The organism is Methylophaga sp., assembly GCF_048266885.1.
Classification (GTDB): domain Bacteria; phylum Pseudomonadota; class Gammaproteobacteria; order Nitrosococcales; family Methylophagaceae; genus Methylophaga.
Map to the genome: position 1 here is coordinate 26,300 of NZ_JBLWYR010000006.1, position 14,110 is coordinate 40,409.

The following is a 14,110-nucleotide window of genomic DNA, read 5'->3' on the forward strand; positions in this document are numbered from 1 at the left end:
ATGGACGAGATAAAAAACAAGATCCGCGATATCGCAGATTTTCCCGAACCTGGTATTTTATTCAAAGACATCACTCCATTAATGCAAGACCCAGTCTTACTGCGTCAAGCCGTCGAATTACTCATCTTCCCTTATCGAAATAGCAATATAACTGCCGTCGCTGGGATGGAAGCCCGAGGATTTATTTTTGGCTCTTTAGCGGCATCAATGTTAGGGGTTGGTTTCATTCCCCTGCGCAAACCAGGCAAACTTCCTCACACCACACACAAAGTCGAATACCAATTAGAATACGGTGAAACCAGTCTGGAAATTCATGCAGATGCCGTAGCAGAAGAAGACAACATTCTTATTGTTGACGATGTCCTCGCCACTGGCGGAACCGCTAAAGCGAGTTGTGAGTTGATTCAGTTATTGGGCGGAAATGTTGTTGCCTGTGCGTTTTTACTTGAAATTACCGCTTTGAATGGTCGTTCGATGCTCCCCAACACCAGTGTTCATAGCGTGATCCAGTACTGATGAAGTTTTTACTGTTTATATTATTTGCCTCCCCCGCTGTCGCTGACACGGTTTATCAATCTGCTGTACACGAAGCAAAATGGCAAACTGAAGACTCCCCGCTTTCATGCACGTTACGTCATGAAGTCACTGATTTTGGTGAAACCATTTTTCATCGTGAAAATGGTGAGCCGCTGCAGCTTTTGATTTCAACAACAGATCATCCCGCTTCTCAAGAAACCGCCGAACTGATGATCACTAATACGCCTTGGCAATTCGATGAATTCAGCCAAAAATTAATGACACTACCCGTCACCTATGGTCAGCGAGAATTTAAGGTGGAAGGCAATGCGGCAAGAAAAGCCTTAGCGGCATTGCAACAAGGTCAGTTCGTTCAATTGCAATATGCCTCGCAAAGCAGCATTCAACCAGTCAGCGTGATTTTATCCAATGTGCAGTTCCTGCCAGCTATGCGCGAATTTCAGGAATGTTCAGACAAAATGCACCCGGATAGCTTTAACGATTTACAGCAATTCAATGTGTATTTTGAATCGGAAAAAGCCATTCTCGATAACAGCGCTTCACAACGGATGAAACGTTTGGCCGAATACCTGAAAGTGGATGACAGTATCTCGCGTATTATCATTGAGTCTCACACAGATAGCTTTGGTCGCAGAGAACTGAATACCGAGCTATCAGACAATCGAGCACAAGTGGTCAAAACCTTTTTGATAGAGCAAGCTGAAATCGATGAAGCCATTATCGAGAGCCATTCTTACCGTGATAACAAGCCTATTGCGAGCAATAAAACACCTGATGGCCGCGCTAAAAATCGTCGTACGGAATTACGTTTAATTCGCTGAACAACCCCATAGAGCTAGTAACTCACGCGTGACTTGTTGATAATCAGTTGCCTTGGTTATTGCAGAAATCATCGCCACCGAACCCACACCGGTTTTATGTAATTCTTTGGCTCGTGGCAGATCAATCCCGCCAATGGCAACCAGCGGCGTATGCCCATCTAATAAGCGTATCCACTCAGCTAACCGATCAAACCCTTGTGGTTGCCACGGCATCTGTTTGCTGTCTGTTTCGAAAATGGGACCTAATGCAATATAACTAGGGTTTACCGCTAAGGCTCTGGCCAGTTCCCAATAGGAATGGGTTGAAATCCCCAATCGCAATCCGGCATTTTCGATTTCCAGTAAATCGGCATCGTGCAAATCTTCTTGCCCCAGATGTACTCCATAAGCGCCGCTATCAATCGCCATACGCCAGTGATCGTTCACAAAAAACTGAATATCACTATGTTGATGAGAGATATCCACCGCGCTGGCAATCTCTGCCTTGAGAAAAGCATTATCCGTTTGTTTTAAGCGTAACTGGATGGTCTTGATACCTATGGTCAATAAACGATTCACCCAATCGGCACTATCTACCACCGGGTAGATTCCCAAGCGTTCCGGACATTCCGGAAAACTAAAACTTTTGCCAATCAGATCCGGCGTGTAACTCAGCCGTGGGATATCGCGAAGTTCAACGGGTTTCCGTTGGTGAGAAAACAACTGATAAGGGCCTAGCGACTGTGATTCCCGAATACCACGATTGATGTAACTACGCGATAAAATCACCGCATCACGTATATCCTCACCTTGTGCCAGATAACATGCCAAGCTCGATGCCAGCACACAGCCGGTTCCGCGAACATTTTTATTCAACCGTGGTTGATAGCAATAGAAATGGCCAAACGCATTAGCAAGATAATCCGAAACAAAACTTTGATCGCCATGTCCGCCCTTCACCAGACAAGCTGACAGACCTTCCCCAATTAAATGTCTAACCTGTTTTTCCGCTGACCAATTAGGGTTATCAGTTATGTACTGAATTTCCGGTAGATTCGGGGTCAACAAGGTTACTTTGGGAAATAAGGCCTTGCGAACAAATTCAAGTACTTGCGGCGCTGCCTGTTGCCCACCACTGGTTGCAGCCATAACCGGGTCCATCACCACCGGCACATCATGAATTGTCAGAATTCTTTCAATCGCTTTGGCAATTTCCAAATTGGGGATCAGGCCAATTTTGATCGCCTTAATCTCAAAGTCAGCAATGCAATTCTCGTATTGTTTAAGAAATTTCTCAGCAGTTAACGGATTCAGCGCCCGCATACCATTTTGAGTCTGCTCGGTCACACAAGTCACCAATGGCACCGGATGAAAACCATGGTGACTGACAGTTTGAATATCCGCCGTCAGTCCTGCACAGCCTTGTGGATCCAGTCCACCTATTAATAATATTGCGGTTTGGTTTTGTTCAGCCATGTTGCTGCCAGATAGGTTGATCTAAAGTCGGTGTACTGGGCTTGGCGGAATCACGTTTTGGCATAATGCCCGCTTCAAACGCCAGACGTCCGGCATTGATGGATTGTTTAAAGGCTTCGGCCATAAGTGCCGGTTCCAGCGCTTCGGCAACAGCGGTATTTAACAGAATGCCGTCATAACCCAGTTCCATGGCCTGCACCGCATCAGAGGGTTTGCCGATGCCCGCATCAACTAATAAAGTGATTTCCGGCAGTCGTTCTCGTAATGTTCTCAACGCATACGGATTCAGTAACCCCTGACCAGTGCCGATTGGTGCACCCCAGGGCATTAAAACTTCACAACCGGCATCCGCCAGTTTCTGGCACAACACCAAATCATCGGTGCAATAAGGGAACACTTTAAAACCTTCGGCAATCAGGGTTTTGGTGGCTTCCAATAAAGCAAACGGATCCGGTTGCAGATTAAAACTGTCACCCAACACTTCCAGTTTGATCCAGTCGGTTTCAAATAACTCACGGGCCATATGGGCTGTTTTAATTGCTTCAGCCGCACTGTAACAACCCGCGGTATTGGGTAATAAATGACAACCCAGCGCTTCAATCATATTCCAGAATTGCTGACCGCTATTGGCCTGCCCGGCACTTTGCCGACGCAGAGATACAGTAATCACCTGAGAACCTGATGCTTTAATGGCATCACACATAACCTGCGGTGAAGGATAAAGCGCCGTACCGATAAATAAACGACTACTAAGGGTTTGCCCGTAAACGGTCCAGTCAGATGCCTGCATGTCAGCCTCCACTGATCGGCGACAGCACATCAATGCGATCGCCAGCTGATAATTGATAGGTTGGATGTGCCGATTTGGCGATAATATTGTCGTTAATCACCACCACAAACCGGCCTTCTGTCCAACCATGTTCAGCCAGAAAAGCCTGTAAATTTGTGTTTGTAGTTTCTATTGGCAGTTCATTCAAAATAAGTGAAACAGGTTGAATCGACTCAGCTTGCATAACGCACTCCCGAATCTGTTTGTTCTGATAATTTTGTCAGTAATTGATCGACCATCACCGGACCCAGCAAATAACCATGCCGATACATTCCGTTGATTTGATAACCCCACTCCTGCTGCCGAATGGTCGGTAAATGATCATGTAATGCTGGTCGGCAATGCGCCCGCATTTCCAATACCCGGGCTTCGGCAAACCCTTTATGAATACTGTAAAGCGCGGATAGCAATTCCATTGCACTTCGGACACTGACCGGCGACCGATCTTCGGATTCAATTACCGTTGCACCAATCACATATTGCTGGTCCGGTCGAGGTGCCAGATACAGCGGATAACGGGGATGCATTAATCTTACGCACTGTTGCAGATTCACTTCCGGTGCATAGACACGCAGTACTTCACCGCGAACCCCACGCAGCTCTTTCAAATCCGCTTTGCTGCCATTGCCTCTACAATCAATTACCGAGGTAAATTTATCCAGCGAATGCTCAAGCGTTTGCTGGCACAGCTGTTCCAATGTGGCGTTAGTTAACGTTTCAATCGGTTCAATGGTTTGCCAGTTGGCGTGTTCGGTTAGAAACTCACCGACCTGTTGATAAAACTGGCGATTATCCAGACAACTCTCTTCCGGAAAATACAATGCTGACTGAAAGTTTTCGGCCAGTTCAGATGATAGGTTTTGCAACTGCTGTGCATCAATCTGCTGGTAATCAGTCGTATCCAGAATATGTGCTGCACGACGCTGATAACGTGCCAGTTCGGCTTTATCGCCTTCATGTGCCACCACCAGTGTTCCGGTTTTCGGATAAAACACTCGCTTATCAAATTCATCCAGCCATTTATCCCACAGCGCCTGACTTTGAATGCCCAGATCACGAATTGATCGATCTGCTGTCACCGCTTCGGTAAACGGCGCGATCATCGAAGCCGCAATAAAACCGGCACTGTCAGTACCGGCTTTATCGTCTGATGACAGGATCGTCACGGCATGACCGGTCTGAATCAGACGCCAGCTTGTCAGGCGTCCAATCAGTCCGCTGCCGATAATCAGATAATGCTTCATAGGGATCGAGATCCGGTCCAATCAAACCTGATGATAGATTTTGCTGCCACCGGCCTTAAACTCTTCCGACTTCTCGGCAAAGGCTTCTTTCACATCATGTGAAATCTTCATTGAGCAGAATTTCGGTCCACACATAGAACAGAAATGTGCCACTTTGGCACTCGGTTTCGGCAGGGTTTCATCATGGAAAGCTCGCGCGGTATCAGGATCCAAACCAAGATTGAATTGATCTTCCCAACGGAATTCAAAACGTGCTTTGGAAATCGCATCATCACGTTCATGAGCACCCGGATGACCTTTGGCCAAATCAGCTGCATGGGCAGCGATTTTGTAAGTAATAATGCCGACTTTAACATCATCTTTATTCGGCAACCCCAGATGTTCTTTAGGCGTTACGTAACACAGCATTGCCGTACCAAACCAGCCAATCATCGCTGCACCAATGCCCGAGGTAATATGGTCATAACCTGGTGCAATATCGGTGACCAACGGCCCTAAGGTATAGAAAGGCGCTTCATGGCAGACTTCCAATTGCAGATCCATGTTTTCTTTGATCTTGTGCATCGGCACATGACCCGGCCCTTCAATCATTACCTGTACATCATGTTTCCAGGCAATATGGGTTAATTCACCCAAGGTACGCAGTTCGGCAAACTGGGCTTCATCGTTGGCATCCGCCTGTGAACCCGGACGTAAACCATCACCCAGCGAGAATGACACATCATAGGCTTTCATGATTTCGCAGATATCTTCAAAGTGCGTATACAAAAAGCTTTCTTCATGATGCGCCAGACACCAGGCCGCCATAATCGAACCGCCACGCGACACGATACCGGTAGTACGATTTACGGTCAGTGGAATATGTGCCAGACGGATACCGGCATGAATCGTAAAATAGCTGACGCCCTGCTCGGCCTGTTCAATCAACGTGTCACGAAACACTTCCCAGGTCAGATCTTCGGCTACGCCGTTGACCTTTTCGAGTGCCTGATACAACGGCACGGTGCCGATTGGCACCGGTGAATTACGCAAAATCCATTCACGGGTCTGGTGAATATGTTTACCAGTCGACAAATCCATTACCGTGTCGCCACCCCAACGGGTACTCCAGACCATTTTTTCGACTTCTTCTTCAATCGAGGACGTGGTGGCAGAGTTACCGATATTGGCGTTGATTTTGACCAGAAAGTTACGACCAATAATCATCGGCTCGGCTTCAGGGTGATTGATATTGGCTGGAATAATCGCCCGACCTTCAGCGACTTCTTTACGCACAAATTCCGGGGTGATGTGATTCGGTTTATCGGCTGGCAATTCGCCTTTGGCTTGCAGCGCGGCACGACCCATGCTTTCACGAATGGCAATATATTCCATTTCCGGTGTGATCAAGCCCTGACGTGCATAGTGCATCTGGCTGACGTTTTTACCCGGCTTGGCTTTGCGTGGCAGACGACGATTGGTGAACAGTGGAATATCAAATTCCAGACCATCCTGATCACGGGTAAAGTTTGAACTGAACGCCGGTAACACTTCAGTATCGTCACGCTCTTCAATCCATTGCTGACGAATCGGCGTTAAGCCTTTTTCCAGATCGATGGTTTCAGTGGGATCGGTGTAAATACCGGACGTGTCATAAACCATCACCGGCGCATTCGGCACACCCGGCAATTTGGGATCACGGTTAGGTGTATCGGTCAGGGAGATTTGACGAAATGGCACCCGGATATCGTCACGGCTACCGGTTAAATAGATTTTTTCAGAACCGGGTAATGGCTGAGTAGTAATGCCACTACGGTCTTTAATATCAATGACTTTTGGATTGGCTGCTGACATCTGATTTCCCCTTTTTGAATAAAAAAGTCGGGGAAATGAAGACGTTGCGCTTTCGCGAACAAGGTGATGGAGATACACGGCGGCTACAGTCAGACAATCAGACGTACCGGCATTCCGGCTTGTTTCCTACGGAGGTTCTAGCCTCTTCAGGTTCAACGGGTTTCATCTCAGCCATTTCTGAAAATTCAGAGTGGCACCCCGACAAGTGGAAATCATCCTAAACTAAAAATGATTTTTTACACAAGCATCATCTGGCACAATGGGTCACATCAAACGGCATCAAATCAGGCAACATCGGCCATGGCAGATAACAAAAATAAAAATGATGACGACGAGTTTTCCTTGTTTCGCAATGAAATGAGCGACGCCGAGCCCATCAAACACGACCGTTTAGTGCATCGAAAACCACCACCGCCGCCAAAGGTCAGGAAGCCCTCCGCAGCCGAACTCACCCATGACACCAGCGAGTTTTCCAGCCTGTTTGCTCCAGAAACCGTAGGTAACGAAGAATATCTCGAATACCGCGGTGACGGCATTCAAAACCGCCAATTCACCAAACTCAAAAACGGCAAAGTACATCTGGAAGCCGAACTCGATTTACACGGCCTCACCCTAGCCAAAGCCGAACCCACCCTCTCCCATTTTCTCGAACAATGTCAGCAAGAAAAGATTCGCTGCGTACGAATCATTCATGGCAAAGGCTGGGGATCACGCGATAACAAACCGGTATTAAAAAGCAAACTCAATCACTGGCTCAGGCAAAGTGATTCCGTATTGGCCTTTTGCAGTGCAACGATTGAAGATGGTGGGACTGGAGCTTTATATGTTTTGTTGAAACGGCAGTTTGAAAGGTGAGTTTATAAATGGCCTTTTAAATTGTAATTAAATTTACCTAATTTTATTATTTATAGATTATTCAGCCATTTAGATAATCCGGGTCTGCCGAAGTCATTATTAGATGACAGCTCGACATAAACTTTTATGCGGCCAACGGGCCTCATTAACGTGTTGTTAGATTTCAGGAAGCTTTAACCAATTAAAGGAAGTCAACCCGTGCATTTAGAAAGTCTAACCATAAAAAATTATAGAAAATTTCGCTCTACTGACAATACGGTATGCTTCGTAAAGCCTAAAGTTATTGCTATAAGTACTGAAGAGAAGCAAACAAAGTCTGTAATTGCTCCTTCAACAACTTTAATAATCGGTAAGAATAATGCAGGTAAGACTACAGTCGTCAATGCATTAAGGATGCTATGTCACAATGAACAACCATCAGCATCAGACTTTAACCTCTCTTACTTAAATGAGTTATTCGTTCAGTATAAACAAGCTTTTGAAGCGGATAGCAGTACAAATTTTGAATGTTTAGAGACACCTAATTTAGAATTCAACTTGATGGTTAAAGTGAACTTTAGTGATGAAGATTTGATGACTCATCTTGCTTCTTTTATGTCGATTAGTGAAGTGGATAATGGGGAGCCAGTTAACGTACGCATCGTGATTAAGGTAGTACTAGCAGAAGAACCTAAATTTAAAGAAAAAGTTAACGAGGTTTTTAGCGCTACTGATACAAATGGAAATAAATTAGGAAATAAACAGCAGTTTGAAAAGTTTTACTCATTACTTTCAAAAGTATCTGGTGTAAGTAAAACGGACGGTAATATTTATCAAATTGTATTCATGGATCATCTTGGCTATCCAACAGAGAAATTCTCACTCAAGAAACTGATAAACATTAAAGAAATCAAAGCTAATCGTAAACTTGAAGAGAGTGTGCTACGGGATGTTTTTAACAAGATAGTTGCTTACCAATTTTCTAATGACGATATCTCTCGTTCGAGTTTGGAAAAAAGTATTGAGTCGATTAATAATCTGATATTTGACAATGTGGGAGCTAAAAGCGCAGATATTTCTCAAGTCTTGAGTGAAATGGAAAGTACAGAAAAAATTGATCTGAATTTGTCTGGCAATGTTACTTATGACGCCATTATGAAAGGACTGATCAAATATAACTTCATGGATGGAGATGATTATATTCCCGGAGACCAATTTGGCCTTGGCTATATTAATCTACTAAACATTATTGGTGAAATTATTCATTTTGTGGATAGCTATGAAGACAAAAGCCATTACAGTCAGATTAATTTACTCTTTATTGAAGAACCTGAAACGTTTATGCATCCTCATATGCAGGAATTCTTCATTAAACATATTGACAAAGCAGTAACAAAGGCACTAGAGATCGCAAATACGTCATCAAAAGGTACAAAAATACTACAGTGTCAAATAGCGATTACAACTCACTCTTCTCATATCGTTAATAGTAAGATTCACAGCAGTAATACTTTTAATAATCTTAACTACTTAACCTCAATTAACAAATGCACTAAAGCCATAAATCTGACAGATGAAGCTGTAGTTTCTAATGAAGATCCTGATGCTAGCAATAAGCTCAATTTCATAAAAAAGCACATAAAATATAAAGTCTCAGAATTATTCTTCTCTGATGCGATTATTTTTGTTGAAGGTATTACAGAAGAGACCTTGCTAAATTACTACTTGGAAACCCACCCACAACTCAGTAATTATTATATCTCCGTGTTTAATATAAATGGTGCTCACGGAAAATTATATCTGCCATTAGCGAAAAAACTCAGCGTTCCTAGCTTGATTGTGACCGATTTAGATATCAAACGTGAAAAGTGTGAAAATAACAAAAAGCACGATGAAAGAGAATCTTGTGAAGTATGTGGCCAGCGGGCTAAAGATGGTGTCGCACATTATGTACCAGGTGTCGAGCCAAGTTTTGCTCAAATTACTAAGCTTGATGCGCGTAGAACAACTAATACAACCCTCAAAGAGTTTAACCAACATCTGAGAAGTAAAATACCAGATGAAGCGGATAAACTTGATGATATTGAGTTCTTTAAGGATGATAACCTTTATGTAGTATTCCAAAAAGACCCAATAAATGGGCAACATGCCACGAGCTTAGAAGAGGCATTAATCTTAACCAACTATCAAAATGATGCCATTAATGCAGTGCTTAATGAATGTAAGCCAAGAATCTATCAAGAAATATTAAGAGAACATGGTGGAGAGTCACGAGAAAACTTAATCCGTCACTCATATAAGTTACAGAAAAAACTCTCAGACAGTAAAAGTGATTTCTCTAATAAGCTTCTATTTAGCTTACTTTCAGCAAAAGATGGTGACGTCATACCTCAATTACCAAACTACCTACAAGATGGTTTAGCGTGGCTTGCGCTTACACTACAAACTATTAATACACCACCATCAAGTGAAGCCAAGGTAGCGGTTGATATAGAAACTGAAAGTACGGAGACAGCAGCTGATGACTCCGAATGAGGTTAAAGAGTTAGAGGCTCATGAAATTATCATTAATCATATTGATGATTTCAAAAGCTTTCGTTTTAATGCGGGGGCTGGTGCAGGCAAAACCTATGCACTGATAGAAACGCTAAAATATGTCACCATCAATAAAATAGCAGCCACGAAAAGCCCGCAAAACATAGCATGTATTACCTATACAAACGTGGCAGTGAATGAAGTAAAGAATCGACTAGGTAATTCGGAAACAGTACACGTTTCAACTATTCATGAAAGATTGTGGGAAATAATCAAAAGTTTTCAACCTCAACTTTTGATATGCCATAAAGAGAAAATAGAAGAGGTTATAGCGCAAATCAAACAAGACTTGCTCAATTCCGATAAAGCAAAATTTTTTATTGAACTTGGTGAGCAGCAACAAGAATTTATTGATTTTGCTAAGCAGACTAAAGAGCTTTTCTACCAATCTAAAAATCTAAACGCTTCGTCCTTTAAAAGTTCTTATGTAGATAACACTGAAATTGACAAACCAGACTTTCTGAAAAGCTGTTTAAGAAATGTACAAAACTTCCAGCATGTCGTTGGGCTATTGTATAAAACCCAAAGACTTGAAGAGTGTTTGGAAAGAATTGCTGCAGGAAAAGAAAAACGTGTCAATTACGACAGCAAGGTAAATTCAGATAGGCTTCACTACATGAAATTCAGCCATGACACCCTGCTTGAGTTCGGATTAAAGCTCGTTGAAACTTACCCCACTCTTTGCCGCATTATTATTGATAGATACCCCTACTTCTTTATTGACGAGTATCAGGATACACATAGCAATGTAGTTAAGTTTGTTAAAACTATTCATGATTATGCGATTAACAACAATAAACAATGGATGGTGGGCTATTTTGGTGATACTGCGCAGTGCATTTATGATGATGGCGTTGGTCGAAAGATTGTAGATATTCATGATAGGTTGGTTAATGTCGATAAGGTATTTAACAGACGTTCACACCAGAAAATCATTGATGTTGCCAATAAAATTCGTGCTGACGAAATAGTTCAAGTGCCTATCTCTGAGGAACGAAAAAATGGCTCAGTGCGCTTTTTCTACAATAGCTCAGAGAACAAACTAACGACAGCTCAACAATTCCTAGACGAATATAAAAATGATCTTATCAAAGACATTGGAGAGTCAGGAGATACAGATGATGAAGATACTAAAATTAATTGTTTGGTGTTAACAAACAAACTCATGGCAAGTTTCAATGGGTTTGGTGATGTTTATGAAGTGTATCAAAGATCAGTTATTTTTTACGACAACCTAAATACCCAAGTTTTATCTCAACAATTAGAAAAGTTGCATCCAACGGTTTTAACTATTTACCACTTTGTAAAGCTCTACCAAGATATACAAAAGAGTTTAGTTTCCTACTACGATATTTTTGGACCATCTAGCCAAAATATGACCTTTTCCAAGGCCAGCTTGGTTATCCTTGAATTGAAAAAAGAAAAACTTGCGTCATTAAAAGAGTGGGTCGATTTAATCATTGACCGACTTGAAAATAGCCAGGTTAAAAGAGAGTTGGTTAACCTATTGATTAATAGGGTTAATTATGAAAAAGATAAAGTGACTTCTGCTGATGTATTTAAATTAACATTCATGAACAGCATTAACACTCTTATGAATGAAGGTTCGGAGGATGAAGATAGTGCTAAAGAAAAAGTCGATACCGTTTTAGCGTTGCCAATCATATCTTTAATAAACTGGGTTAACTTTATTGATGGTAAAGAAACTAATGAAATTAGCTATCACACGTATCATGGTACTAAGGGTGAGGAGTACATGAACGTTGCGATCATTCTAGAGCATAACTTTGGTTCTAAGAATAGAGATAAGTTTAAAAAATACTTTAATGCTATTCAACAAAATGCTGAGGAAAGAGAACGTTTGTTTTCTGACTTCAAAGAAAAAGAAAAGCATATTAATACCCAAAATTTACTTTACGTTGCCTGCTCACGAGCGATAAAAAATCTTAGAGTACTGTATTTAGATGATATCTCGGAAATAGAGAAAGGCATTAATGCTATTTTTGGCGACTGCAAACCATGGCCAATAGATGGAGTTCAAAGCTCTGTGTAATAGATCAATGGAGATCAATGGGGTCAGAGTCGATTGAAATTCACTTCACATCTAGTCGCTCCAAGCAACAATCAATGGTGTCTGACCCCATTGATGCACGATTTGGTTGCACGGTTTTCTCCCTCCTTTGGTTAACGGTCTGAGAAAGGCCAAAACACAAAGTTTTATTTTGGAGTTTCAATGATGACAACCGAATGGCTGGAAATCAATCAGGGCAGCGCCCCCGTACTGATGAGCTTACCGCATACTGGAACGCAAATACCCGATTCTATCCAATCACAGCTTGCCTGTTCGACCGAACAAGCCCTGACAGATACCGACTGGTATGTGCACCAGTTGTACGATTTTGTCAGCTCAATGGGAATATCCACCGTTCGTACTGCTATTTCCCGCTGCGTGGTCGATGTAAACCGGGACCCTTCCGGTCAGTCATTGTACCCTGGACAGGCCACCACAGAGCTTTGCCCAACAACCCGTTTTGATGGTCAGCCGCTGTATTCAGCGCCTCTTGACGACGCAGAGATTGAACGTCGTAAAAAGCAGTATTTTGAACCCTACCATGCCGCTATTCGGGGCCAGTTGGACCGGTTGTTGCTGGATCACGACATTGTCATTCTGTTTGACGCCCACTCGATTCGTTCACAATGTCCACGACTGTTCGACGGCACTTTGCCCGACTTGAACCTAGGTACGAATAGTGGGCGAAGCTGCGCGCCAGACCTTGCCCTTCTGGTCGAAAAGCATTTATCCGATGGTAATTTTTCTTTCGTGCATAACGGTCGATTTAAAGGTGGCTGGATAACCCGTCATTTTGGCAAGCCTTCCAGTCAGGTTCACGGTTTGCAGTTAGAAATAGCTCAGCAAAGCTACATGCACGAAGTTCAAGGTGACGCTCCTGCTCCGTATTCTGCTGACCGGGCTGCTGCATTGCAGTCAGAACTGAAAGGTCTGTTTGTTAAGCTGGTGAACTGGGCTCAGGACTGAGCCCAGTTAAACGTCAGCTCATTCCTCGAAGAATCAATGGGGTCAGAGTATTTGATTTTAGGTAACGATATATGAAAGACGAATGAAGAAATTATCACGAACAAGTGAGCTCCGAAATGACGAGGAAATTGTTCTATCGGTACGGCAGTGGGTTGACTCTTTTGTGATAGAAATGAATCTTTGCCCATTTGCTAAGTATGAGATGCTGAACAATCGGGTGCGCTTTGCTACCACAAGAGCGATAACGGAAGAACAATTATTGATATCACTGCAAGACGAGCTGGAACTGCTCAATAGTGAGCCGTCAGTTGAAACTACGCTGCTGATACACCCAAATGTATTGCAGGACTTTTATGACTACAATCAGTTTTTGAGTAATGCCGATAATCTCCTTTTGGAAATGGGATTGGAAGGTACCTATCAAGTCGCCAGCTTTCACCCAGATTACCAATTTGGTGGAACAAATCCGGACGATGCAGAGAATTATACAAATCGCTCACCTTATCCCTTGTTGCATCTTATTCGGGAGGCGAGTCTTGAGCGAGCTATTGTGGAATATCCTGATGTCGATCAAGTTCCAATACGAAACGTGGCGCTAATGAATAGTCTGGGACACAATAAGCTGCAGGCATTATTTGAGAGCCTATTTAAGCTGTAGGGAGGAGCAGTTCTTTAGGGATAAAGCAGTCAGCCAACTTAAAAAAAGAGCAAAATTATTAAATCAATTGTTCCTATTGAACATACTTTTTCACCGGCATTTATTTACTAGGATTGAATCAGTTTCTGATCTAGTTTGCGTTGCCCTTTCATCTTTTTATAAAAGTTTTCGTGAGAACCTAGGGCTTGTTTATCTTTCATATCCACCACTGCTGGAGGCTATTTTTGTGTCCGACAAGGCGGAAAGCACGCAGTGTAGCCTTCCTAC

12 protein-coding genes and 1 riboswitch are annotated in these 14,110 nt (G+C 42.9%); of the genes, 7 read left to right on the top strand and 5 right to left on the bottom strand.

The window, feature by feature from the left end:
- Positions 1–516, top strand: coding sequence for an adenine phosphoribosyltransferase (locus ACN0V2_RS04155; RefSeq protein ID WP_417549530.1), 516 nt, complete (start codon positions 1–3; stop codon positions 514–516).
- Positions 516–1,358, top strand: a complete 843-nt coding sequence (locus tag ACN0V2_RS04160; protein ID WP_417549531.1) for an OmpA family protein — start codon at positions 516–518, stop codon at positions 1,356–1,358. The genes ACN0V2_RS04155 and ACN0V2_RS04160 overlap by 1 nt, the downstream gene beginning before the upstream one ends.
- Here the strand turns inward: ACN0V2_RS04160 and thiE are convergent.
- The 5 genes from thiE to thiC are packed head-to-tail and all read right to left on the bottom strand — an operon-like array spanning position 1,347 to position 6,719.
- Entirely contained in the window at positions 1,347–2,813 is a 1,467-nt protein-coding gene (gene thiE, locus ACN0V2_RS04165; protein ID WP_417549532.1) for a thiamine phosphate synthase, read from the bottom strand. The genes ACN0V2_RS04160 and thiE overlap by 12 nt on opposite strands.
- Positions 2,806–3,603, bottom strand: coding sequence for a thiazole synthase (locus ACN0V2_RS04170; protein WP_417549533.1), 798 nt, complete (start codon positions 3,601–3,603; stop codon positions 2,806–2,808). The genes thiE and ACN0V2_RS04170 overlap by 8 nt, the downstream gene beginning before the upstream one ends.
- 1 nt (position 3,604) lies before the next feature.
- Complete coding sequence (thiS, locus tag ACN0V2_RS04175; RefSeq protein ID WP_417549534.1) at positions 3,605–3,826, bottom strand: sulfur carrier protein ThiS; 222 nt, start codon at positions 3,824–3,826, stop codon at positions 3,605–3,607.
- Entirely contained in the window at positions 3,816–4,886 is a 1,071-nt protein-coding gene (locus ACN0V2_RS04180; protein ID WP_417549535.1) for an NAD(P)/FAD-dependent oxidoreductase, read from the bottom strand. Before ACN0V2_RS04180 ends, thiS begins: the two co-directional genes overlap by 11 nt.
- 21 nt (positions 4,887–4,907) lie before the next feature.
- A complete protein-coding gene (gene thiC / locus ACN0V2_RS04185) occupies positions 4,908–6,719 on the bottom strand; it encodes a phosphomethylpyrimidine synthase ThiC (protein ID WP_417549536.1) in 1,812 nt (603 codons plus the stop codon).
- A 106-nt stretch (positions 6,720–6,825) separates the two neighbouring features.
- Positions 6,826–6,930: riboswitch (TPP riboswitch) on the bottom strand.
- A gap of 89 nt (positions 6,931–7,019) precedes the next feature.
- Between thiC and ACN0V2_RS04190 the strand changes: the two genes are divergently transcribed.
- The 5 genes from ACN0V2_RS04190 to ACN0V2_RS04210 all read left to right on the top strand — a co-directional run bounded on the left by ACN0V2_RS04190 (position 7,020) and on the right by ACN0V2_RS04210 (position 13,843).
- Entirely contained in the window at positions 7,020–7,574 is a 555-nt protein-coding gene (locus ACN0V2_RS04190) for a Smr/MutS family protein (RefSeq protein WP_417549537.1), read from the top strand.
- Positions 7,575–7,772: 198 nt separating this feature from the next.
- Positions 7,773–10,088 carry an AAA family ATPase gene (locus ACN0V2_RS04195; RefSeq protein WP_417549538.1) on the top strand — a complete coding sequence of 772 codons (2,316 nt, stop codon included), beginning with the start codon at positions 7,773–7,775 and terminating at the stop codon, positions 10,086–10,088.
- A complete protein-coding gene (locus tag ACN0V2_RS04200) occupies positions 10,075–12,201 on the top strand; it encodes a UvrD-helicase domain-containing protein (protein WP_417549539.1) in 2,127 nt (708 codons plus the stop codon). Before ACN0V2_RS04195 ends, ACN0V2_RS04200 begins: the two co-directional genes overlap by 14 nt.
- A 180-nt stretch (positions 12,202–12,381) precedes the next feature.
- Positions 12,382–13,185, top strand: coding sequence for an N-formylglutamate deformylase (gene hutG / locus ACN0V2_RS04205; protein ID WP_417549540.1), 804 nt, complete (start codon positions 12,382–12,384; stop codon positions 13,183–13,185).
- An 82-nt stretch (positions 13,186–13,267) separates the two neighbouring features.
- On the top strand, positions 13,268–13,843 hold the full coding sequence (locus ACN0V2_RS04210; RefSeq protein WP_417549541.1) for a DUF1415 domain-containing protein: 576 nt from the start codon (positions 13,268–13,270) through the stop codon (positions 13,841–13,843).
- Positions 13,844–14,110: the final 267 nt, after the last annotated feature.

What these genes read in the sequence shown, in the direction of transcription:
- thiE (WP_417549532.1), bottom strand. Translation starts at nt 2,813, where the DNA reads ATGGCTGAACAAAACCAAACCGCAATATTATTAATAGGTGGACTGGAT.
- ACN0V2_RS04210 (WP_417549541.1), top strand. Translation starts at nt 13,268, where the DNA reads ATGAAGAAATTATCACGAACAAGTGAGCTCCGAAATGACGAGGAAATT.
- hutG (WP_417549540.1), top strand. Translation starts at nt 12,382, where the DNA reads ATGATGACAACCGAATGGCTGGAAATCAATCAGGGCAGCGCCCCCGTA.
- ACN0V2_RS04160 (WP_417549531.1), top strand. Translation starts at nt 516, where the DNA reads ATGAAGTTTTTACTGTTTATATTATTTGCCTCCCCCGCTGTCGCTGAC.
- ACN0V2_RS04190 (WP_417549537.1), top strand. Translation starts at nt 7,020, where the DNA reads ATGGCAGATAACAAAAATAAAAATGATGACGACGAGTTTTCCTTGTTT.
- ACN0V2_RS04180 (WP_417549535.1), bottom strand. Translation starts at nt 4,886, where the DNA reads ATGAAGCATTATCTGATTATCGGCAGCGGACTGATTGGACGCCTGACA.
- thiC (WP_417549536.1), bottom strand. Translation starts at nt 6,719, where the DNA reads ATGTCAGCAGCCAATCCAAAAGTCATTGATATTAAAGACCGTAGTGGC.
- ACN0V2_RS04200 (WP_417549539.1), top strand. Translation starts at nt 10,075, where the DNA reads ATGACTCCGAATGAGGTTAAAGAGTTAGAGGCTCATGAAATTATCATT.
- ACN0V2_RS04170 (WP_417549533.1), bottom strand. Translation starts at nt 3,603, where the DNA reads ATGCAGGCATCTGACTGGACCGTTTACGGGCAAACCCTTAGTAGTCGT.
- thiS (WP_417549534.1), bottom strand. Translation starts at nt 3,826, where the DNA reads ATGCAAGCTGAGTCGATTCAACCTGTTTCACTTATTTTGAATGAACTG.
- ACN0V2_RS04155 (WP_417549530.1), top strand. Translation starts at nt 1, where the DNA reads ATGGACGAGATAAAAAACAAGATCCGCGATATCGCAGATTTTCCCGAA.